We start from the raw sequence: 19,009 nt of genomic DNA, 5'->3' as shown, positions 1-19,009 counted from the left end.
CGGAAAGAGTGGCGTCACGTCGGACCGGACGCCGACGTCAATCCAGAACGGATTCGGTGTTTTCCTTGAAACTGGGCTCGCGCCCGCGCAGGACCCGGACCAGCTCGTCGAAACAGGCGATCGTCATCATGACCAGCCCGAACGCCATGCTGCTCTGAGGAATCCACAGCGGGACGCCGACCAGACCATCCGACAGGTCGCCGTAGCGCCAGCTCTCGGCGGCGAGACCGTAGGCGTAGTATGTGAAGTACCCGCTGAGGATCGTGGCAACCGACAGCGCCAGAACGACCGACGCGTTATGGAGGTGTTTCGGCAGATGCGACACGACCAGCGTGACGCGGATATGGGTCCCGCCCCTGAAGCTGTAGGCCAGCGCCAGAAAGGTCGAGGTCGCGAGGAAGAAGCCTGAAATCTCGTTGGCCGACGGCACGACGATCCCGAAGAACCGACCGACGATCTGCGCCAGGATCAGGACCCCGATTCCCGCCAGCAGCATCGCCGCGAGCGCGGCACTGGCCAGGTAGAGCCCATCGAGCACACGGCGTATCAGCATTGTAGGACTCCTGTCCCGCGGAGGGTTTCCTGAGGTTCCGGGCCCGACCGGCGACCCGCGCCCCGTGCAGGCGCGGCCCCATCGGACCGCGCCGGCAGAGCGCCGCCCCCCGCCGGAACGGGGGACGGCCCGGGCATCGCGGCCCGTCAGGCAACGTGCCTGTTGGACGGCGTTGGCCGATCACATGCCGCGATAGGCGTCGATCAGCGTCTTGCCGCCGTCGCCGGCGCGCTCCAGCCATTCGCCGGTCATGGTCTCGCCGACACCCTTGAGACCCTCCACCAGGGCGTCGCTGGCTTCCGGCACCTTCATGCCGTTATCGGCCAGGGTCTTGACCGTATCGGCCGCGACCTTGCGGGACTCGTCCCAGCCGCGCTTCTCGGCCTCCTCGGCGGCCTGCAGCAGCGCCTTCTGCACCTTCTCGTCCAGCGCGTCGAAGGCCCGCTTGTTCACGAACACCATGTTCTTCGGGTGCATCGCCTTGGTGTCGTAGTAGACGTTCAGGAAGTCCCACGCCTTGACGTCGACACCGGTCGCGCCGGAGGTGAGCATCGCCGAGACCAGGCCGGTCGAGAACGCCTGCGGCACCTCGGCATACTGGACGGTGGTCGGGATCGCGCCCATGAGTTCGGCCATCCGCGACGTTGCCGCGTTGTAGGCCCTGAACTTCATGCCCTCCATCGCGCCGAGGTCCGAGAGCTCCTCCTGCACATACAGGCCCTGGCCCGGCCAGGCGACGGTGTAGAGAGGCATCAGCCCCTCTTCGGCCATCAGCTCCGTGATCAGCGGCTTCTGGGCCTGCCACAGATTCCAGGCGTTGTCGTAGCCGGCGGCGAGGAACGGGATGCCGTCGACCTCCCACAGGGCGTTCTCGTTGCCGTGAACGCTCATCAGGACCTCGCCGATCGGCGCCTGCTGGGAGCGGACGGCGCGCTTGATCTCGGGCATCTTGAAGAGCGACGCGGCGCTGTGGACGTTGATCTCCAGCTCGCCGCCGGACAGTTCCTTAACCCTGTCGACGAACCAGTAGACGTTCTTGGTCTGGAAGTTGCCGTCCGGGTAGGGCGTCGGCATGTCCCAGGTCTCCGCGACCGCGGGAGCTGAAATGCCGAGAATGGCGGCGGTCAGCGCAGTGGATAGCAGCTTGCGCATGATAGGCCTCTCCTTTGCGTGTTCTTTTGTTTCACCGGTGATCGGCTAACGCGGCCGTTGGCCGGCCGCGTGTCGTAGCCGTAACAGCCCAAGGATGAACTTGGAACCTGTCGAACGAGGAACACCGGCCTGGGCAGGTTAGAGCGCCAATTTAACGGATATGAGTGCGGGCACAAGGTGGGGACCGCCAGTCGCGGAACCGATCCTCCCTTCACTGACTTGGTCCACCGCCATGTTTGTGGGAACGCAGGACCGCGGTCGGCCGGCGATCGTGGTCGTGTGTTCGGACCGCGCCCGCGAGGGTCATCGACCGGCGGAACAAGGCTTCGGCCTCGGCGGCGCTCCGGTCGTCCCCGTCGGCCAGGATCCGCTCGCCCAAAATCCGCTCACCCTGGGCACGCAACACCCCGGGGGCGCACCAGTTGTCCGCGCTGGCCGCGATCCGCCTCAGCAGATCGTCGTCGAGAAAGCCCGGATGGAAGGTCGCCATGAGTTCGGGAAGCTGCGCGCCGCATATCGGGTTGCGCCATGCGTAGCGGTCCGGATGCAGCGCCGGGTCGCCGCCGTCGAACATAAGGCGCTGGCCCCGGTCGCCGCCGGCTGACGCGCTCCCCCGGCGTCGCGTCGTCCGCTTCGCGGCGCCGGGCCCCTCGCCCCCCTCAATGCTCACCCCCGAGAGGCCCCCGATGACCCCTGATCCGATCCTAACGAACGGTCGGGTGACGACCCTGGATCCTTCCAATCCGGAGGCCGAGGCGGTCGCGATCGTCGGTGGCGTGATCCAGGCGGCCGGGATGGAACGGGACGTGATGCCCCTGGCCGGGCCCGAGACGAAAATTGTCGATCTCGGCAACAGGCGGGTCATTCCCGGACTCAACGACAGCCATACCCACCTGATCCGCGGCGGGCTCTTCTACAATATGGAGCTGCGCTGGGAGGGCGTGTCTGACGTCAGCGTTCGTGGGACGGATTGAAGGGTATTCGTAAGGGAGGGTTTCTGGGGACCGGTCTCGCCCTGAAAACCTGGAGTGGCAAGACCACGGGCACCGCCCAGGCTGGCGTCAAGTGAGCCGCGATCAGGTTCTCCTGTTCTCCCGTGTCGCCTGGAGTGGCGTCCTTTTCTAAAGCGGCATCGACAAGCTTGTCGGCTGGTCGGTTGCTGTGCAGGAAGGGTGGGCGGTTGCGGCGTACCGGCCGGCCGACCCTCAACCCGGATCGGGGCCGCCCCCATTCTCCAACAAGCCGATCAAATTTAACGATAGTTAACTCATTTTTCATACATGCCGTCCACGTTGATGCAATCAGGGGAGAGGGTGCATCAGACAAATGAGTCAGCAGGAAAGCGTCGAACGGACGGTCGGAAGTGTGCTCTCCTGGGCGCGCCACTCCGCGGGGATGTCTGGCCTTCGGGTCAAGCGGGTCACGGTCATGCTCTGGACCATGATCGTTCTCGCCGTTCTCAGTCAGTTCTACCGATCGTCCAACGGCGTGATCGCCCCGCAGATCATGGCGGAGATGCATCTGGACGCCGCCGTGATCGGTCTGTCATCCGGTGCGTTCTTCCTGATCTTTGCGGCTCTCCAGATCCCGATCGGCGTGCTGTTCGACAAATACGGCGCGCGACTGGTCGTCTCGAGCATGTTGGTTTTCTCGATCATCGGCTCGGCCCTGTTCGCCATGGCCCATTCGGTCGAGGCACTGGTCGCCGGGCGGTTCCTGATCGGCCTCGGACTTGCCGGCGGCATGGTCGGTTCGCTGGTGATTCTGGCACGCTGGCACAGCCCCAGCGACTTCACCCGCGCCATGACGATCCTGTTCGCCACCGCCAATCTGGGCAGCCTCCTCGCCACGTCGCCGCTGGCCGCGTCGGCCGACTGGATCGGTTGGCGATCGACATTCCTGGTCCTGGCGGCACTCACCGCCGTGATCGGAATCGTGTTCTACGCCGTGGTGCGGGACACGCCCGCGCCGGTGCACGCCGCGGACAGCAACCGGGAATCCCTGGGCGCCAAGTTCCGCGGGGTGGCGCAGGTCTTCCGGGTCCCGGGACTGTTGTACGTGCTGCCGATGGTGGCGCTCGGCTACTCCTCGGTGATCACGATCCTCGGACTCTGGGGCGCGCCCTACCTGCATGAGGTTCACGGCCTGGACAACCTGGACAGCGGCAAGCTGCTGTCGGTGTTGGCCGTGGCCTTCGTCGTCGGGACGCTGGCGTTCGGACCGATCCAGCGACGGGCCGGAGGGTTCAGGCGTGTCGTCGTCGCCAGCGCGTCGCTGACCGGACTGATCCTGCTCGCGCTGGCCGCCTTCATCGACTCCCCGCTCGTCGTGACGGTGTCGATGCTGATCCTCGTGTGCCTGGTCGGCGCGTTCAGCGTCGTCCTGATGGGACATGGCGTCGCCCTCATCCCCAAGGAGCTCGTCGGCCGCGGAACGACGACGCTGAACTGCGTTCTCATGGGTGGAACCGCGATCCTGCAGATCGGCAGCGGTGCCATCGTCGAGGTTGCCCACGCGTGGTTCGGAACGGCGACGGCAGGCTATGCGGCGTTCTTCGGCGTCCTCGGTGCGCTGATGCTGGGCGCAACCTTGCTGTATCTGCGCGCGCCCGAACCGAAACCGAAATCTGACTGACCCTGTCTACCCGTTCGCAAGAACGGACGGACCCCCGTGCAAGAACCTCGACCAGGAGATCCAAAATGACCGGCACTGCTAGATTTCTGAGCTTCCTTTGCTCGCTGAGTGTGGCCGTCCTCGTTTTCAGCGGACCGTCGGGCGCCGCCGAGCTCGCCAAGCCGAAAGGAGAGGTCCTGCTGACCCTCAGCGGGAATGTGTCCAACCAAAATGCCGGCGACAAGGCAGAGTTCGATTTCGACATGCTGCACGCGCTGGGCGTCACCAAGATCGAGACGGCGACGGCCTGGACCCAGGGCACCAAGACATTCGAGGGGATCCTGCTGAAGACCCTCGTCGACGCGGTCGGCGCCGAAGGCTCGACTGCCGAAGTGATCGCGCTCAACGATTACAAGGTCGACATCCCGATGAAGGACTTCACCGACTATCCGGTGATCCTTGCCTATCAGATGGATGGAGAGCGTCTGAAGATCCGTGAAAAGGGTCCGCTCTGGGTCGTCTATCCCGAGGATGACAATCCTAAGCTGAAGAACAAGCAGACCCAGGCCAAGTGGGTTTGGCAGGTAAAAGAGATCCACTTCAAGTAAATCCATGATCCGCTCCAGGCTTTCCAGCGATCAAAGCGAAATGGGGTGAGTCTCAATGGCCACGATGCGCGAATTCAAATGGTTCATAGTTCGCCACAGCCTATTAATCGTGGCATTCACCGCCTGTCTCGCCGGTGTTTTCTTCTCGATTCAGGGGCTGATTCAGCAGCGGGAGCTGATCGAAAAGGAAAGCCGGATCAACATCTGGTTCCTGGCCCAATCTGAAATCGAGTTCCTGCGCTTCACCGAGTCCCTGAAGGACTATGCCCTTGCCCCCGGCTCGGATACCGCGGGCGAAACACGCGAGCGGTTCGAGATATTCTGGAGCCGCCTGATACCGCTTCTCGAAGGAAGGCAGACGGCCGATCTGCGGGCGATCGAAGGGCTTGTCCCTCTGGTCGAGAATATGATCGGCGAACTTGAGGCGCTCGAGCCGTTAATCTATGGGCTGGAAGAGCTTTCCGATCCGCAATTGGCGGGGATCGCACAGAAACTCGACTATCTGCGGACCCCCGTTCACGACATGGTCCGGCGCGGGCTGCTGTATGAGTCGGACGAGGTCAGCCGCGCCCGGGACCTGCACAATGCGCTGTACTACAAGCTCATCGGCCTCTTCGCACTGATTCTGATCGGCGTCTTCACCATTCTCTGGCTGCTGTGCAGCCAGATCTTGAAGACCAATCGCGCGGTCACGGAAAAGGAACAGGCTGCCACCCAGGCGATCCGTGCGCGCAACGAGCTCGAGCTGGCGATCAATAGCATTTCGGAAGGCTTCATCATCTTCGATCAGAACGATCGGGTGGAGCTGTTCAATCAGCGATATGTCGATCTGCATCCCATGCAGGCCGATGATCTCGCCATCGGCGTGAGTTTCCAGGATCTGCTGCGGAGCGCGGTCCGCAACGGCGGCGTCAAGATACCGGCCGACGAAATGGAGGACTGGGTCGCCTCGGTCACCGAAAAGCGCAGGGCGACCGAGTCGACGAAGTTCGAGAGCCGACTGTCAAATGGCATCTGGCTGCATATCAGCGAGCGGTGGACCAGCGACGGCCGGCTGGTGGGCGTGCATACCGACATCACCGAGTTGAAGGAGCGGGAGCGGCTGGTCAGCGAGAAATCCGAGTTGCTGCGCACGACTCTCGACAACATGAAACATGGCATCGCGGTCTTCGACAGCGACATGCGGTTGATGCTGTTCAATCAGCGCTTCCTCGAGATCAACGAATATGCTGATGACCTGGTCACCGGCAGCCTGGACTATCGCGAACTGATCAAGCACGCCGCCGGCCGCGGGGACCTGGGGCCGGGCAAACCCGACCAGATAGCCGACGCCCAGATCTCCTCGATCCAGAAGCTGCTGCGCACCCGCACCGGCAGCCAGCGCCAGGTTCGCCATATCGGCGACGGTCGGATCGTGGAAGCCATTGTCGCAGCCCTCCCCACCGGCGGCTTCGTGAAGACCTACGAGGACATCACGGAACGCACAGATGCCGAGGCCGAACGCGCGCGATTGACCGAGATGTACCACGCGTCCCAGCGCACCCAGGCCCTCGGCACCCTGGCCGGCGGAATTGCCCACGATTTCAACAACATCGTCGGCGGGATCCTGGGCAATTGTTCGCTGATGATCAGCGACCTGCCCAAGAATTCCCCCATACAGCCCCGTCTGACCCAGATCATGGAAGCGAGCACGCGGGCTCGCGATCTGGTGCGCCAGATCTTGACCTACAGCAGAAACGCCGGCTCCGACCGCAATCCTCTGGATCTGCAGAAGGCCGTCAAGGACGGTCTAGGATCTCTGGACCTCCAGTTGCCGGCGAATATCTCGCTGAAAATCGGTCAGCTCCAGCCGTGCATCGCCGAAGCCGACGCGGCACAGATCCATCAGCTGCTCGTCAATATCTGCCAGAACGCCGCCCAGGCGATCGGCGAGCATACGAGCGGTACAATCACCATCTCGATGGAGAGCTGCTTCCTCGACGGGTCGGCCGACGCGTTGAACCAAATGCAGAGCGGCCACCAGATTTCGATGGGCCGAGGGATCAGCGGACAGGTCAGTGACCTGAAACCGGGAGAGTATGCCCGCATCGGCATCACCGACACGGGACCCGGCATCCCAGCCGAGTTGATCCCTCGGATCTTCGAACCGTTCTTCACGACCAAGCGTATCGGCGAGGGCACCGGCCTCGGCCTCGCCGCCGTGCAGGGCATCATCCGCAACCACGAGGGGGCGATCGTCGTCGAAAGCCTCGAGGGCGTCGGGACCCGTTTCGACATCTATCTGCCGATCCTGGAGAAGACGCGCGTTGCCGCAGTCGCGAAACGCTCCGTCGTATCCCCCGCCTCCTCTGGAACCGAGCGACTGATGCTGGTCGATGATGACCGGATTTTGCTGTCGGTGAGCCAGGAGATCCTGACGCGTCTCGGTTATACGGTGGACGGTTTCGTCGACCCCGAGGAGGCCATACGCGCCTTCCGCCGGGATGCCGGGACCTGGGATCTGGTGGTCACCGACCGGAAGATGCCGAAGATCACGGGAGAGGATTTGGCGCTCTCCCTGCGCGAGATCCGAACGGACATCCCAATCCTGATGCTGAGCGGGTTCGTGTCCAACGAAGAACACGAGCAGATCATGTCCTGCGGCGTGACCGCCATCGTCGGAAAGCCGGTCCTTCCCGATGAGCTGCTGAACGCCGTGATGTCCGCCCTCGGACATCGCACCGATACCCCTGAGCGACCGGGACTGGAACGCAAGACGGGCTAGTGCCCGTGACCATCGAGATGACTGTCTGTGACGCCCTGAAGCCGCTTATCGGAGCACCGGGAGAATGACGAAAATCTGTCTGGTCGAGGATGACCCTGATCTACGCGAGAACCTGGCTGTCGTTCTGGGGCGGGCCGACTATGACGTCCGCACCGCGAGCAACGGGGTCCACGCCATTCCGATGCTGCTCGACTGGCGACCGGATATGGTCGTCTGCGACATGCTGATGCCGGACGGCGAGGGGTTCGAGGTCCTGCGCAGCGTCCAGTCGACTCTCCCGGACACCAGCTTCGTGATGATGTCCGGGGCGATCGGAGAGGTTGCGGACGTGCTGGAGGCGGCGCGACTTCTCGGCGCCGATGCAATTTTGCGCAAGCCGTTCACGCCGGACGAACTCCTGGAGACCTTGGCGCGGCTTCGGAATCAAGCCCGAACCGCCGTGAACGTTTCCGCAACGTAAACCACAGACGGCGGCCAGGGTCCGCGCGAGTCTCAAAAGGGATGGAGTGCCTAAAATGACGGATATGCCCGTTTCGATCATGCGCAGTGGCGGTCTTGCCGCACACCAGCTCTCAGACGACGGCGAGTTCGTCGCCGAATCAGGAGAAGACCGGCTCGCCGCTGCGGAGTCGGGCATTCGCGCCTTGCTGCGCGGGATCGGCGAGGATCCGGGCCGCGATGGGCTGCTGGAGACCCCGGCCAGAGTCGTGCGCGCTTTCTCCGAGTATTGCAGCGGCTATGCCGTGGACGCGAAGGCTCTCCTCACCACCACGTTCTCCGAAGTGTCGGGGTACCAGAACCTCGTCATCTTGACCGACATCGATTTCGTTTCCCACTGCGAGCATCATCTGGCGCCGATCGTCGGCAAGGCCCATGTGGCCTATCTGCCGGCGAGTTCGGTCGTCGGCATCAGCAAACTGGCCCGCGTCGTCGATGCCTATGCGCGCCGCCTGCAGATTCAGGAGCGGATGACGTCGCAAATCGCGCAATGCATCGAAGACGGCCTGAACCCGCAAGCTGTGGGCGTCATCGTCGATGCGGAGCACGGGTGTATGACCCTCCGAGGAGTCAACAAGCGGAGCCCGCGCCTCCGCACACAGGATTTCAGGGGACTTCTCGCGGAAGACCTGACCATGCAGCAGCGATTCCTCGACGCGATCGGCGCGCGTCCATGACGGAAACGGACGCCGGCCAGTGCCGACCGAGTGGCGATACGAACGACGCAGAACCCAGCCCTCAGGCACTCGTGCACGATATCAACAACGTCACAGGGCGCCTTCTGTCGACGCTGTACCTCTGCCTGTCCGACATCGAGCCCGATCACCCTGTTCATGGCCGATTGCAGGTCGCAAATTCGACGTCGCTCGAACTCCGCTCCCTGATCCAGCGCCTGGAAAATGCCCTGTCGGGTTAGAGGCCGTTTGGAAAATCGGCGGTTTGACGTTTCACGCAAGCCCGGGCTGAGGCTTGCGCCTCAATCTCCTTGGCAGCATTCGCCGCAGCTGCGAAGCCGCCCGAAAGGAAGCGCGGAAGGTCGCCTTTTGAAGTCACTGGTGATCGGCTGCGACCCGAGACGCTGAACGTCAAAAAACCGCGTGTTCCCCAAGATCGACCGACTCCTCTTGGGCCACGATCTTTGCGTAGAAATCGAAAAGCGTGTCGGCGCCCGTGGACGGTGTCGCATCTGCGTCGTAGCGACCCGTCGCCGGATCGAGCACCAGCATCGACTCGGTTGCGTAGTATCGCCCGATCCGAGCCAGTTCTGCCTTGTCGCGCAGACGCCGCGAAACTGTTCCGAGCACACTCAGGCCCACGATTATGGCGTCGAGCAGCCCGACCGGCACCCGCCGCACGCGCGGCGCCTCGTCGAGCAGCTCGAAGAGCCGTTCGGCTTGCGCAAGGGGCGTTATGGCGGGGCCCGGCCCGCCAATCGGAAGCACCCGGTTCCAGAGAGACGCGTCGTCGAGACAGTCTGCGAGAAAATTTCCCAGATCCCTGTCGCTGATCGGCTTGCAGGCCGTGAGCTCACCGTTCCCGAACACAAGATACGGCTTTCCGCGACGAACCCGGTCGATCTGCCCCGACAGCGACTTGAAATAGGCGGTCGGCCGCACGATCGAGGATGTCAGGCCGGACCCGATCAGCTCCTCCTCGAAGGCAAGCTTGGCCTTCTGGAACGCCAATCGGGGTCGCTGCACACAGATCGCCGAGAGCAGGACCATGTGCGAGATGCCTGAGCTGCGCGCAACGCCGAGGGCCTGCGAATGCGCGGTGTAGTCGATGGCCCACGCATCCCTCGGTGCGCCAGAACGGGAGGCAAGACAGGAGACCAATGCGTCGAAGGTCTCGCCGCGAAAGCCATCGCGGGCAAGGGCGGCGGGATCGGTGATCTCGCACGGCCGGATGTCGGCGTCCGGGGGGAGCTGCAGGCGCGCCGTGTCGAGGCTCGCGGGGCGCACAGGGCATATCACCCGGTGCCCTCGCTCGAGAAGGGCGCTGACGGTCGCGCGTCCGATCGTTCCGGTGCCGCCGAGCACGACGACCCGCTTGGACCCGCGCGGGACATCGGGGCTTTTGGATGTCGCCTGATCCATCGCAGCAGTGTGAAGGAAGGCAGAGGACATTGGTAGCGAAGCAAGTGCCGCACCGACCGGCAGTCGCTGCGTGAAGGCCTTCGTGGCGCAGCCTTATCTTGCGGGGCTACGCGGCGACGGAACCCGGTCGGCAATTATCTCTCGCCCTCCACAGTCCCGCCGTCCGGTGACGGCAACTGACCTGGTGATCGCTTCGTGCCGCAGGTCGTGGAAATGCAGGTCTTCAAGGCCTGCGCGCTTCGAGGCGGGCCTGCTCTTCAATGGGAAGCCGACGTGAGCGTCCGGGCGCTGGGCTGGGCCTCCGCACCAGCCGGAAGGGGTTATCCAGCCCCACCAGGCCCCAGGAGCGATGCGCGACGTCCCAGACATGCTGCAACGTGCCGAGATCCCGTCTGACGGTATCGACGGACACCTCAGCCATCCTGGGGTCACGGTGGTCCGACACCACCGAGGGGGAGAGCTTTGACAGCACCAAACCTGAGATCGCGTCCCGTCGCATCTTTCCCAGGCGCAGCGCCTCGACCTCTGAACTGCGCTTGGCTGGTGTGATCTCCCGCTGGTACCGGTCGATCAGGTCACCAAGGGTCGTCTGCGCGACATGAATGCCGGTGTCATTCGCGAGCGACCGACGGACGCTCTTCTCAGTCTCGGCCGCCCAGGCGACGGCGTCCTGGTAACGGTCGAAGGTCTTGGTGATGGTGGCCTTGTTGGCGACACGCACCTGGGCCTGCCAGCGGCGGTTCCGCTCGCGGATGGTGGGCATGGGTGGACCTCACTGTGACACAAAGTGTGACAGCAACGGTCTCCGTCGAGTTTTGGACCTAGCCTGAGCCGGAAAATGTCAATGACATCAACCGGATGCGTGGTGGGCGCGGCTGGGATTGAACCAGCGACCCCTACGATGTCAACGTAGTGCTCTCCCGCTGAGCTACGCGCCCACTGTGCCGGTCTGATCGGCCCCGGGAGGGACCTGTCGGCGGCGGCACTGACGGGAATTCCGTGCCGCGAGCGGCTGGTCTTAATGCCCCTCTCCAAGCTTGGCAACCCTATTTTCACATCCCCGCCTCGCGCCCCGTCCGGCCGACCCTCAGGTGCCCTGGCCGCCCCACCGGACCGTCCCCTCGCCCCGGCGCCGGCGTCCCCGGACGCTCCGGCGACGCGGGTCGCGCTCAGACCGGTGACAGGGGCGCCGTGTTGCTCTATCTGAATGTCATGGACGAGCGCGTCGACAGCCTGCCCGAACCCGCCGAGACCGGCATGCCGGCGAGCGTGGCCGCTTCCGACTCAGCCCCCGGCCCGACCCGCGTGGCAGCCGTCCCTCAGACCGCCTCCCGCGCCGTCTCAACGGTGGTCCCCGCCGTCCCGGACCCCGCCGCCCCCCGCCCCGCTGCCGCCATCGCGGCCGCCGCCTCAGTCACCGCCACAGCCGCCGCCGCTGTCACCGCCGCTGACGCGCCGCCGCCGCCGGTCACGGTGCGCCGGCCGGTGCGCCAGACCCTGCCGATCGTCGTCTCCTCGCCCCATTCCGGGCGCCACTATCCCGACGATCTGCTGACCCGCACTGGGCTCGACGAGCGCACCCTGCGCTCCAGCGAGGACAGCTTCGTCGACGAGCTGTTCGCCGCCGCCCCCGAGCTCGGCGCGCCGCTGGTCGCCGCCACCTTTCCGCGGGTCTATGTGGACGCCAACCGCGAGCCCTACGAGCTCGACCCGGCGATGTTCTCCGACCCGCTGCCCGACTACGTCACCACCCGCAACGCGCGGATCGCCGCCGGACTGGGCACCATTGCCCGGGTCGTCTCCAACGCCGTGCCGGTCTATGCCGGCAAGCTCGCCTTCGAGGACGCGGTGCACCGGATCGAGGGCTACTGGCGGCCCTATCACGCCGCCCTGACCGAGGCGATCGAGGAGACCCGCAGCCGCTTCGGCTACTGCATCCTGGTCGACGCCCATTCCATGCCGTCCAACGTGCACACCATCGGCGCCGACGGCCGCAGCTATCCGGTGAGCGACATCGTGCTGGGCGACTGCCACGGCACCAGCTGCTCGCCGGTGCTGACCGGCCGGGTCGAGCGGCTGCTCGGCCACCAGGGCTACCGGGTGCGGCGCAACAGCCCCTATGCCGGCGGCTACGTGACCCGCCATTACGGCCGCCCGGATCTCGGCATCCACGCCCTGCAGATCGAGGTCAAGCGCGGCCTCTACATGGACGAGCGGCGGCTCGAACGCACCGCCGGGCTGCAGCGCCTGGCCGCCGACATGCGCCGGGCGATCGCCGGGCTCTCCACCTTCGATCCGCGCCGTCCCCTGGGCGACGCCGACTGACACCTCCCCTCCGAACGATCTGGCACGGCACTTGCTTTACCTTCGGCAAAGGAGGTCCGCCATGCCGATTGCCAAAGCCCTGTCTGCCAAAGCCCTGTCTGCCAGGGCCGTTCTTGTCGCGCTCGCGGCGCTGCTCGTTCCGGCCCTGCTCGGCCCGGCGCTGATCGGCCCGGCCCAGGCCGCGCCCACCGCCCCGGTGACCCCCGAGGCGCATGGGCTCTGCGTGGCCGCGACCCGCCAGGCCGAGATCGACAACCGCCTGCCGCCGCACCTGCTGGCGGCGATCTCGCTGGCCGAGACCGGACGCTGGAGCAGCCCCCACAAGGCAAGCTTTTCCTGGCCGTGGACGGTGATGGCGGAGGGCGTCGGGCGATATCTGCCGAGCAAGGCGGCGGCGATTGCCGAGGTGAGGCGGCTGCAGGCCCGCGGCATCACCAACATCGATGTCGGCTGCATGCAGATCAACCTGTACTACCACGGCGACGCGTTCCGCGACCTGGAGCATGCCTTCGACCCGGGTGCCAACGCCGAATACGCCGCGGCCTTCCTGGCCGACCTGAACGAGACGACCCAGTCGTGGCCGAAGGCGGTCGCCTATTACCACTCCCGCGACGAGGAGCGCGGCCCGTATTACCAGAAGAAGGTCTACGAACTGTGGTACGGCCAGCGCGAGCACCTGGTGGCCAGCGCGGCCGGCCTGCCGATCGTGCACAGCGCCGTCGCCCGCCGGCATATGGAAGACCGCCAGGAGATGCTCAAGGAGCGCGCCAGGCAGACGGAGCTGCAGCGGGTGCGCGCCGCGGCCCGGGCGGCGAACGTGGCCTTCCTGCAGCGCCAGGCGGACCTGACCGAAGCCCGGATGATGTCAGAGTTCGAGGCCCGCAAGGCAAAGGCGCTCGCCGCCTTCCGCGAGCGCAAGGCCAAGCGCGAGGCGCAGCAGCAGGGCGGGTGATCGCTGGCAAGCGATCGTTGGCGGATGACCGCTGGCGGGTGAGGCCGAGCGGACACCGGCCTCGCCCTCTCCCTTCCCTCTTCTCTCTCACTCCCCGGATTTAGTCCGGGGCGAGCGCATCGGAGCGCAAGGGCGGCACATCCAGGAACACCCCGGGCGTGGGCCCCGGACTAAATCCGGGGAGTGGGTGTGGGGAGGAAGAAGAACAAGAAACTGAAACGGTCAGATGACGATGCCAAACCGGCGGCGACCTCCGGGGCCGCCGGCCGTCTCATCCCGTCGGAAGCGCCGCCGCCCGTCTCGTCTGCCACCTCGTCTGCAACGCCGCCGCCGGCCGCGCGCGCCTTACGCCCGGAGCATCTCGTTCTCGGGGTCGTAGGGACTCTCCGGGACGATGCGGGCCGGGCGGAGTTCGCCCATGACCCGGACCTGGCATTCGCGGCCGATCTCGGCGAACTCGGTCTTCACATAGCCCAGCATCAGCGACTTCTTCACATGATGGCCGTAGCCGCCCGCCGTGCCGCGACCGACCACCTCGCCGTCCATGAACACCGGCTCGTTGCCGAAGCTGTCGGCGTCCCCGGCATCGATCTCCAGCGTGCAGTACGTGTTCGGCACGCCGGCCTCCTGCTGGCGGGTGAGCGCGTCGCGGCCGACGAAATCGCCCTTGTTCAGCCGCACGAAGCGGTTCAGCCCGGCCTCCAGCGCCGAGTTCTCAGCGTTCAGGTCGGTGCCCCAGAGCCGGTAGCTCTTCTCCAGGCGCATGCTGTCCATCGCCCGCAGGCCGACCAGCCCGATGTCGAACTCGCGGCCCGCCTCCATGATCGCGTCGTAGAGATGGGCCTGGTACTCGATCGGGTGGTGCAGTTCCCAGCCCAGCGAGCCGACGAAATTGACCCGCAGGGCGCGCACGGTCGGGCACCAGCCGACCGGGATGTCCTGCACGGTCAGCCAGGGGAAGGCCTCGTTGGTGACGTCGGCATCGGCCAGCTTCTCCAGCACCCTGCGGGCCATCGGACCGGCCAGCACCAGCACGCCGTACTGGGTGGTCAGGTCGGACAGGATCACCGACCCGTCGCGCGGCAGCTGCTTGGTGAGGAAGTCCCAGTCGTAGTCGTGACCGGCCCCCGGGCCGACCAGGTAGAAGCGCTCGCCGTACAGCCCGTCGGGCAGTCGCGAGATGGTGAATTCGGAGCGGATCGAGCCCGAGGGGTTCAGCGCGTGGCTCAGGCTCATGCGGCCGATCTTCTTCGGGATGATGTTGGCGACCATGTGGTCGAGCCAGGCCCGCGCGCCCGGCCCCTCGACCATGTACTTGGCGAAGGAGGACAGCTCCAGCAGGCCGACGCGCTCGCGCATCGCCGCCACCTCGTTGCCCACATGGGGGAACCAGTTGGAGCGGCGGAACGAGTATTCGTCTTTGCGGGCCACGCCCTCCGGGGCGTACCAGTTCGGGCGCTCCCAGCCGAAACGCGCGCCCCAGACGGCACCGGCGGCATCGAGCCGGCCGTGGATCGGCACGGTCTTGGCCGGCCGCCCGGCCTCGCGCTCCTCCATGGGGAAGTGGTTGACGAAGACGTGCTCGTACGCCTCCTCGTTCTTGATCTTGGCGAAGTTCTTGGAGACCACGCCGAAGCGCCGGGGATCGACGCCGATCATGTCGACCGAGGGCTCGCCGTCGACGATCCAGTTGGCGAGCTGCCAGCCGGCGCCGCCGGCCGCGGTCACGCCGAAGCTGTGGCCTTCCGAGAGCCAGAAGTTCGGCAGGCCGAAGGCCGGGCCGACCATCGGGTTGCCGTCCGGGGTGTAGGAGATCGGGCCGTTCACGATGTCCTTGATGCCTGCGGTCTCGAACGACGGGACCCGGCTCATGCAGGCCTCCACATGGGGCATCAGCCGCTCCAGGTCGCCCGGGAACAGGTCCTTCTCGAAGGTCGAGGGCACGCCGTCGACGAAGCAGGCCGGGGCGAATCGCTCGTACGGGCCGAGGATCCAGCCCATGCGCTCCTCGCGAAAATAGTACTGGCTGTCCGACTCGCGCAGCACCGGCAGCTCCGGGTTCCCGGCCTCGCGGTATTCCTTCAGCGTCGGGTCGACATCGGTGACGATGTACTGGTGCTCGACGGGAATCGCCGGGATCTGCAGGCCGACCATCAGCGCCGTCTGGCGCGCGTAGTTGCCGGTGGCCGACACCACATGCTCGCAGCGGATCGAACCTTTCGAGGTGTGGACGATCCACTCGTTGTTGTCGCGCTCGATGCCGGTGACCTCGGTGTGCTGGTGGATCGTGCCGCCATGCATCCGCGCCCCCTTGGCCAGGGCCATGGTCACGTCGACCGGGGCGATATGCCCGTCGGTCGGGTGCCACAGCGCCCCGATCAGCCCCTCGGCATTGATCAGCGGCCAGAGCTTCTTGATCTCGTCGACGCCGACCAGGTGGCAGTCGACGCCGATGGTCTCGGCCGTGCACTGGTAGTTGCGGTACTCGTCCATGCGGTCGCGGTTGGTCGCGAGCCGAAGGTTGCCGACGCCGTGGAAGCTGACGTCCTGACCGGTCTCCGCCTCCAGGGTCTTGTACAGCTCGACCGAGTACTGGTGCAGCTGGCCGACCGAGTAGCTCATGTTGAACAGCGGCAGCAGGCCGGCGGCATGCCAGGTGGAGCCGGCGGTCAGCTCGGTGCGTTCCAGCAGAACGCAGTCCGACCAGCCCTTCTTGACGAGGTGGTACAGCGTGCTCACCCCGACCACGCCCCCGCCGATAACGACGACCCGAGCCGTATCCTTCATATCCGTCTCCCGCAATCGCACCGGGCACGCGCCCCGCCACCGACATCGGGCCGGCTCGCCCGTCATGAGCCTCGCCCGTCATGGGCGCAGAGTGCCGTCGATCGCAAAGCCGTCCCGACCCGTAGGCGACGGTCGCGTGTCGCATTTGTGGCAATGTCGCAGGGTTCCGCCGTTCCTGGGGTCCTTCCTTTCGCACCGCAACGACGCGCTTTACAGGCCGCGCACCGTTGTCTTAGGGTTTTGCGAAACAAAGGGCGCGCAATGCCGCGCCGAACAGGGCGTGTTGCTTTAGGGAGAGCGGCACGGCGCGAGTCTAGGGTGGCAAGGGGGACATGGCGGAAAAAAAGACGCCGTTCGTCCAATTCGTAGAGGTCCAGAAGACGTATGACGGGGAGATCCTCGTCGTTAAAGACCTCAATCTCGATATTCAGGCTGGCGAGTTCGTGACCATGCTTGGACCTTCCGGGTCCGGCAAAACGACTTGTCTGATGATGCTGGCCGGTTTCGAGACGCCTACGGAAGGGACGATCATGCTCGGCGGCCGCGAGCTCAATCACGTGCCGCCGCACAAACGTGGAATCGGGATGGTTTTCCAGAACTATGCCCTGTTCCCGCACATGACCGTTGCCGAGAACCTCGCGTTCCCGCTGCAGGTCCGAAAGCTGTCCAAGGCGGATACCGAGGCGAAGGTCCAGCGGGCGCTCGACATGGTCGAGCTCGGCGCCTTCGGCGGCCGGCGGCCGGGCCAGCTTTCCGGCGGCCAGCAGCAGCGCGTCGCCCTGGCCCGCGCCCTGGTGTTCGAACCCGATCTGGTGCTGATGGACGAGCCGCTCGGCGCGCTCGACAAGAACCTGCGCGAGCAGATGCAGTACGAGATCAAGCACATCCACGAGCAGCTCGGGATGACGGTCGTGTACGTGACCCACGACCAGTCCGAGGCGCTGACCATGTCGGACCGGATCGCCGTGTTCAACGACGGCAAGATCCAGCAGCTCGCCACGCCGCCGGACCTCTACGAGCGGCCGGACAACGCCTTCGTCGCCGAGTTCATCGGCGAGAACAACCGCCTGCGCGGGACGGTGAAGGAAGTCAACGGCACCAGCTGCACGGTCGATGTGGACGGCCACATCATCCAGGCGCTGAGCGTCAATCACAACGGCACCGGCTCGCAGACGACCCTGTCGCTGCGGCCCGAGCGGGTAGCGCTCGATCCGGCGCCTGGCAGCATGCCCAACGTATTCGATGCGAAGGTCGAGGAACTGATCTACCTCGGCGATCACATCCGTACACGGGTGAGCACCTGCGGCGATGACGAGTTCATCGTCAAAGTGCCGAATTCCCACGCCCATGCGTCGCTGAGCCGTGGACAGAAGGTTCAGGTCGGCTGGGCCCTGGACGATTGTCGGGCGCTAGACGCCTGACGGTCGCCATTCGGGAGTACGGGCCGGTCGCGACCCCCGTCCGGTCCTCGAACACAAAGACTTCAGGGGCAGTCGCCGGAAACTTCCGGCACAACACAGGGAGACTTGTTCAATGAACCATCTATTGAAGTCGGCGGGAGTCGCGGCGGTCGCGCTTGCGGCGATCGGCTACGCGGGGACCTCCTCCGCGGAGACCCTGACCATCGTGTCCTGGGGCGGTGCCTACACCAAGAGCCAGGTCGAGGCGTACCACAAGCCGTGGATCGCGCAGACCGGCGACACCATCAACTCCGAGGACTACAACGGCGGTCTCGCCGAGATCCGCGCCCAGGTCGAGGCCGGCAACGTGACCTGGAACCTGGTCGACGTCGAGCTGTCCGACGCGGTCCGCGGCTGCGACGAGGGCATCCTCGAAACCCTCCCGACCGACGATCTGCCGGCGGGTGACGACGGCACGGCGGCGGCCGAGGACTTCATTGCCGGTACCGTGCACGAGTGCGCGGTCGGCACCATCGTCTGGTCGACCGTCTACGCCTACGACACCACCAAGTTCGACACCGGCCCGACCACGATCGCCGACTTCTTCGACCTGGAGAAGTTCCCGGGCAAGCGCGGCATGCGCAAGACCCCGAAGGCCAACCTTGAGATGGCCCTCCTGGCGGACGGTGTGCCGTCCGACGAGATCTACGACCTGCTGGCGACCCCGGAAGGTGTGGAGCGGGCGTTCGCCAAGCTCGACACCATCAAGGACGACACCATCTGGTGGGAAGCCGGCGCCCAGCCGCCGCAGCTTCTGGCCGACGGCGAGGTCGTGATGACCACCGCCTATAACGGTCGCCTGTTCAACGCGATCGCCAAGGAGAACAAGCCGTTCGAGATCGTCTGGGACGGTCAGGTCTGGGACATCGACCTCTGGGTCATCCCGAGGGGTGCGCCGAACATGGAGCGTTCCTGGGAGTTCATCAAGTTCTCCACCGACACCCAGCGCCTCGCCGACCAGGCGAAGTACATCTCCTACGGCCCGGTGCGTAAGTCGTCCTTCGACAAGATCCTGCCGGAGATGCAGCCGCACATGCCGACCGCGCCGGACAACTTCAAGAACCCGCTGCAGAACGACTTCGAGTTCTGGGCGGACTACGGCGACGAGCTGAACGAGCGTTTCAACGCCTGGCTCGCCAGCTAAGACCTTTCGGGGAGAGCGGTGCGCCGCTCTCCCCTCCCCATTCATTCGTTTTGCACT

General features: G+C 65.4%; 17 protein-coding genes and 1 tRNA gene. 11 read left to right on the top strand and 7 right to left on the bottom strand.

Annotation, left to right across the window (positions count from 1 at the left end):
• Positions 1 to 37: 37 nt before the first annotated feature.
• The 3 genes from BLS34_RS13445 to BLS34_RS13435 form a co-directional block, all read right to left on the bottom strand.
• The gene (locus BLS34_RS13445; protein WP_245565591.1) at positions 38 to 553 is read right to left on the bottom strand and encodes a TRAP transporter small permease; all 516 of its coding nucleotides are present in this window, start codon (positions 551 to 553) and stop codon (positions 38 to 40) included.
• 180 nt (positions 554 to 733) lie between these two features.
• Positions 734 to 1,705, bottom strand: a complete 972-nt coding sequence (locus tag BLS34_RS13440) for a TRAP transporter substrate-binding protein (RefSeq protein ID WP_093151004.1) — start codon at positions 1,703 to 1,705, stop codon at positions 734 to 736.
• Positions 1,706 to 1,916: 211 nt separating this feature from the next.
• The gene (locus tag BLS34_RS13435; RefSeq protein ID WP_093151001.1) at positions 1,917 to 2,279 is read right to left on the bottom strand and encodes a hypothetical protein; all 363 of its coding nucleotides are present in this window, start codon (positions 2,277 to 2,279) and stop codon (positions 1,917 to 1,919) included.
• Between the two features lie 112 nt (positions 2,280 to 2,391).
• On the opposite strand from BLS34_RS13435, the gene BLS34_RS13430 reads away from it, so the two are divergent.
• From BLS34_RS13430 to BLS34_RS25475, 7 genes are all read left to right on the top strand, one after another.
• Entirely contained in the window at positions 2,392 to 2,679 is a 288-nt protein-coding gene (locus tag BLS34_RS13430) for an amidohydrolase family protein (RefSeq protein ID WP_215906105.1), read from the top strand.
• Positions 2,680 to 3,133: 454 nt separating this feature from the next.
• A complete protein-coding gene (locus BLS34_RS13425) occupies positions 3,134 to 4,339 on the top strand; it encodes an MFS transporter (RefSeq protein ID WP_175474222.1) in 1,206 nt (401 codons plus the stop codon).
• 65 nt (positions 4,340 to 4,404) lie between these two features.
• Complete coding sequence (locus BLS34_RS13420; RefSeq protein ID WP_051244538.1) at positions 4,405 to 4,926, top strand: putative pterin-binding protein; 522 nt, start codon at positions 4,405 to 4,407, stop codon at positions 4,924 to 4,926.
• 55 nt (positions 4,927 to 4,981) lie between these two features.
• On the top strand, positions 4,982 to 7,690 hold the full coding sequence (locus tag BLS34_RS13415) for a hybrid sensor histidine kinase/response regulator (RefSeq protein WP_093150996.1): 2,709 nt from the start codon (positions 4,982 to 4,984) through the stop codon (positions 7,688 to 7,690).
• A gap of 64 nt (positions 7,691 to 7,754) precedes the next feature.
• On the top strand, positions 7,755 to 8,150 hold the full coding sequence (locus BLS34_RS13410) for a response regulator (protein ID WP_093150995.1): 396 nt from the start codon (positions 7,755 to 7,757) through the stop codon (positions 8,148 to 8,150).
• A 55-nt stretch (positions 8,151 to 8,205) separates the two neighbouring features.
• Positions 8,206 to 8,865, top strand: coding sequence for a GTP cyclohydrolase I FolE (gene folE / locus BLS34_RS13405; protein ID WP_245701975.1), 660 nt, complete (start codon positions 8,206 to 8,208; stop codon positions 8,863 to 8,865).
• Positions 8,862 to 9,104 (top strand): hypothetical protein, encoded by a 243-nt coding sequence (locus tag BLS34_RS25475; RefSeq protein WP_139189313.1) that lies wholly within the window; start codon positions 8,862 to 8,864, stop codon positions 9,102 to 9,104. The genes folE and BLS34_RS25475 overlap by 4 nt, the downstream gene beginning before the upstream one ends.
• 169 nt (positions 9,105 to 9,273) lie before the next feature.
• On the opposite strand, the gene BLS34_RS13400 is transcribed toward BLS34_RS25475, so the two are convergent.
• The 3 genes from BLS34_RS13400 to BLS34_RS13390 all read right to left on the bottom strand — a co-directional run bounded on the left by BLS34_RS13400 (position 9,274) and on the right by BLS34_RS13390 (position 11,222).
• Positions 9,274 to 10,284: an NAD(P)H-binding protein gene (locus BLS34_RS13400; RefSeq protein WP_093151064.1), complete on the bottom strand. Its 1,011-nt coding sequence runs from the start codon at positions 10,282 to 10,284 to the stop codon at positions 9,274 to 9,276.
• A 223-nt stretch (positions 10,285 to 10,507) separates the two neighbouring features.
• Entirely contained in the window at positions 10,508 to 11,047 is a 540-nt protein-coding gene (locus BLS34_RS13395) for a hypothetical protein (protein ID WP_093150992.1), read from the bottom strand.
• A 100-nt stretch (positions 11,048 to 11,147) separates the two neighbouring features.
• Positions 11,148 to 11,222 (bottom strand) — tRNA-Val (locus BLS34_RS13390).
• Positions 11,223 to 11,475: 253 nt separating this feature from the next.
• On the opposite strand from BLS34_RS13390, the gene BLS34_RS13385 reads away from it, so the two are divergent.
• Both BLS34_RS13385 and BLS34_RS13380 read left to right on the top strand, forming a co-directional pair.
• Positions 11,476 to 12,609, top strand: a complete 1,134-nt coding sequence (locus BLS34_RS13385) for an N-formylglutamate amidohydrolase (protein ID WP_281241208.1) — start codon at positions 11,476 to 11,478, stop codon at positions 12,607 to 12,609.
• 61 nt (positions 12,610 to 12,670) lie between these two features.
• On the top strand, positions 12,671 to 13,561 hold the full coding sequence (locus BLS34_RS13380) for a lysozyme family protein (RefSeq protein ID WP_093150991.1): 891 nt from the start codon (positions 12,671 to 12,673) through the stop codon (positions 13,559 to 13,561).
• Between the two features lie 345 nt (positions 13,562 to 13,906).
• Here the strand turns inward: BLS34_RS13380 and BLS34_RS13375 are convergent, their stop codons facing one another.
• Positions 13,907 to 16,348 (bottom strand): GcvT family protein, encoded by a 2,442-nt coding sequence (locus BLS34_RS13375; protein WP_093150988.1) that lies wholly within the window; start codon positions 16,346 to 16,348, stop codon positions 13,907 to 13,909.
• 332 nt (positions 16,349 to 16,680) lie between these two features.
• Here BLS34_RS13375 and BLS34_RS13370 point away from each other — a divergent pair, with 332 nt between their 5' ends.
• A complete protein-coding gene (locus BLS34_RS13370; RefSeq protein ID WP_028794169.1) occupies positions 16,681 to 17,769 on the top strand; it encodes an ABC transporter ATP-binding protein in 1,089 nt (362 codons plus the stop codon).
• Positions 17,770 to 17,881: 112 nt separating this feature from the next.
• Positions 17,882 to 18,952: an ABC transporter substrate-binding protein gene (locus tag BLS34_RS13365; RefSeq protein ID WP_093150985.1), complete on the top strand. Its 1,071-nt coding sequence runs from the start codon at positions 17,882 to 17,884 to the stop codon at positions 18,950 to 18,952.
• Positions 18,953 to 19,009: the final 57 nt, after the last annotated feature.

Origin of the sequence: Thalassobaculum litoreum DSM 18839, from assembly GCF_900102465.1 — a bacterium.
Classification (GTDB): domain Bacteria; phylum Pseudomonadota; class Alphaproteobacteria; order Thalassobaculales; family Thalassobaculaceae; genus Thalassobaculum; species Thalassobaculum litoreum.
The sequence above is the reverse complement of the archived record's forward strand: the minus strand, read 5'-3'. Positions and strand labels throughout refer to the sequence as shown.

What these genes read in the sequence shown, in the direction of transcription:
- folE (WP_245701975.1), top strand. Translation starts at nt 8,206, where the DNA reads ATGACGGATATGCCCGTTTCGATCATGCGCAGTGGCGGTCTTGCCGCA.
- BLS34_RS13410 (WP_093150995.1), top strand. Translation starts at nt 7,755, where the DNA reads ATGACGAAAATCTGTCTGGTCGAGGATGACCCTGATCTACGCGAGAAC.
- BLS34_RS13365 (WP_093150985.1), top strand. Translation starts at nt 17,882, where the DNA reads ATGAACCATCTATTGAAGTCGGCGGGAGTCGCGGCGGTCGCGCTTGCG.
- BLS34_RS13420 (WP_051244538.1), top strand. Translation starts at nt 4,405, where the DNA reads ATGACCGGCACTGCTAGATTTCTGAGCTTCCTTTGCTCGCTGAGTGTG.
- BLS34_RS13375 (WP_093150988.1), bottom strand. Translation starts at nt 16,348, where the DNA reads ATGAAGGATACGGCTCGGGTCGTCGTTATCGGCGGGGGCGTGGTCGGG.
- BLS34_RS13380 (WP_093150991.1), top strand. Translation starts at nt 12,671, where the DNA reads ATGCCGATTGCCAAAGCCCTGTCTGCCAAAGCCCTGTCTGCCAGGGCC.
- BLS34_RS13395 (WP_093150992.1), bottom strand. Translation starts at nt 11,047, where the DNA reads ATGCCCACCATCCGCGAGCGGAACCGCCGCTGGCAGGCCCAGGTGCGT.
- BLS34_RS13445 (WP_245565591.1), bottom strand. Translation starts at nt 553, where the DNA reads ATGCTGATACGCCGTGTGCTCGATGGGCTCTACCTGGCCAGTGCCGCG.
- BLS34_RS13425 (WP_175474222.1), top strand. Translation starts at nt 3,134, where the DNA reads ATGCTCTGGACCATGATCGTTCTCGCCGTTCTCAGTCAGTTCTACCGA.
- BLS34_RS13440 (WP_093151004.1), bottom strand. Translation starts at nt 1,705, where the DNA reads ATGCGCAAGCTGCTATCCACTGCGCTGACCGCCGCCATTCTCGGCATT.
- BLS34_RS13370 (WP_028794169.1), top strand. Translation starts at nt 16,681, where the DNA reads ATGGCGGAAAAAAAGACGCCGTTCGTCCAATTCGTAGAGGTCCAGAAG.
- BLS34_RS13435 (WP_093151001.1), bottom strand. Translation starts at nt 2,279, where the DNA reads ATGTTCGACGGCGGCGACCCGGCGCTGCATCCGGACCGCTACGCATGG.
- BLS34_RS13430 (WP_215906105.1), top strand. Translation starts at nt 2,392, where the DNA reads ATGACCCCTGATCCGATCCTAACGAACGGTCGGGTGACGACCCTGGAT.
- BLS34_RS13400 (WP_093151064.1), bottom strand. Translation starts at nt 10,284, where the DNA reads ATGGATCAGGCGACATCCAAAAGCCCCGATGTCCCGCGCGGGTCCAAG.
- BLS34_RS25475 (WP_139189313.1), top strand. Translation starts at nt 8,862, where the DNA reads ATGACGGAAACGGACGCCGGCCAGTGCCGACCGAGTGGCGATACGAAC.
- BLS34_RS13415 (WP_093150996.1), top strand. Translation starts at nt 4,982, where the DNA reads ATGGCCACGATGCGCGAATTCAAATGGTTCATAGTTCGCCACAGCCTA.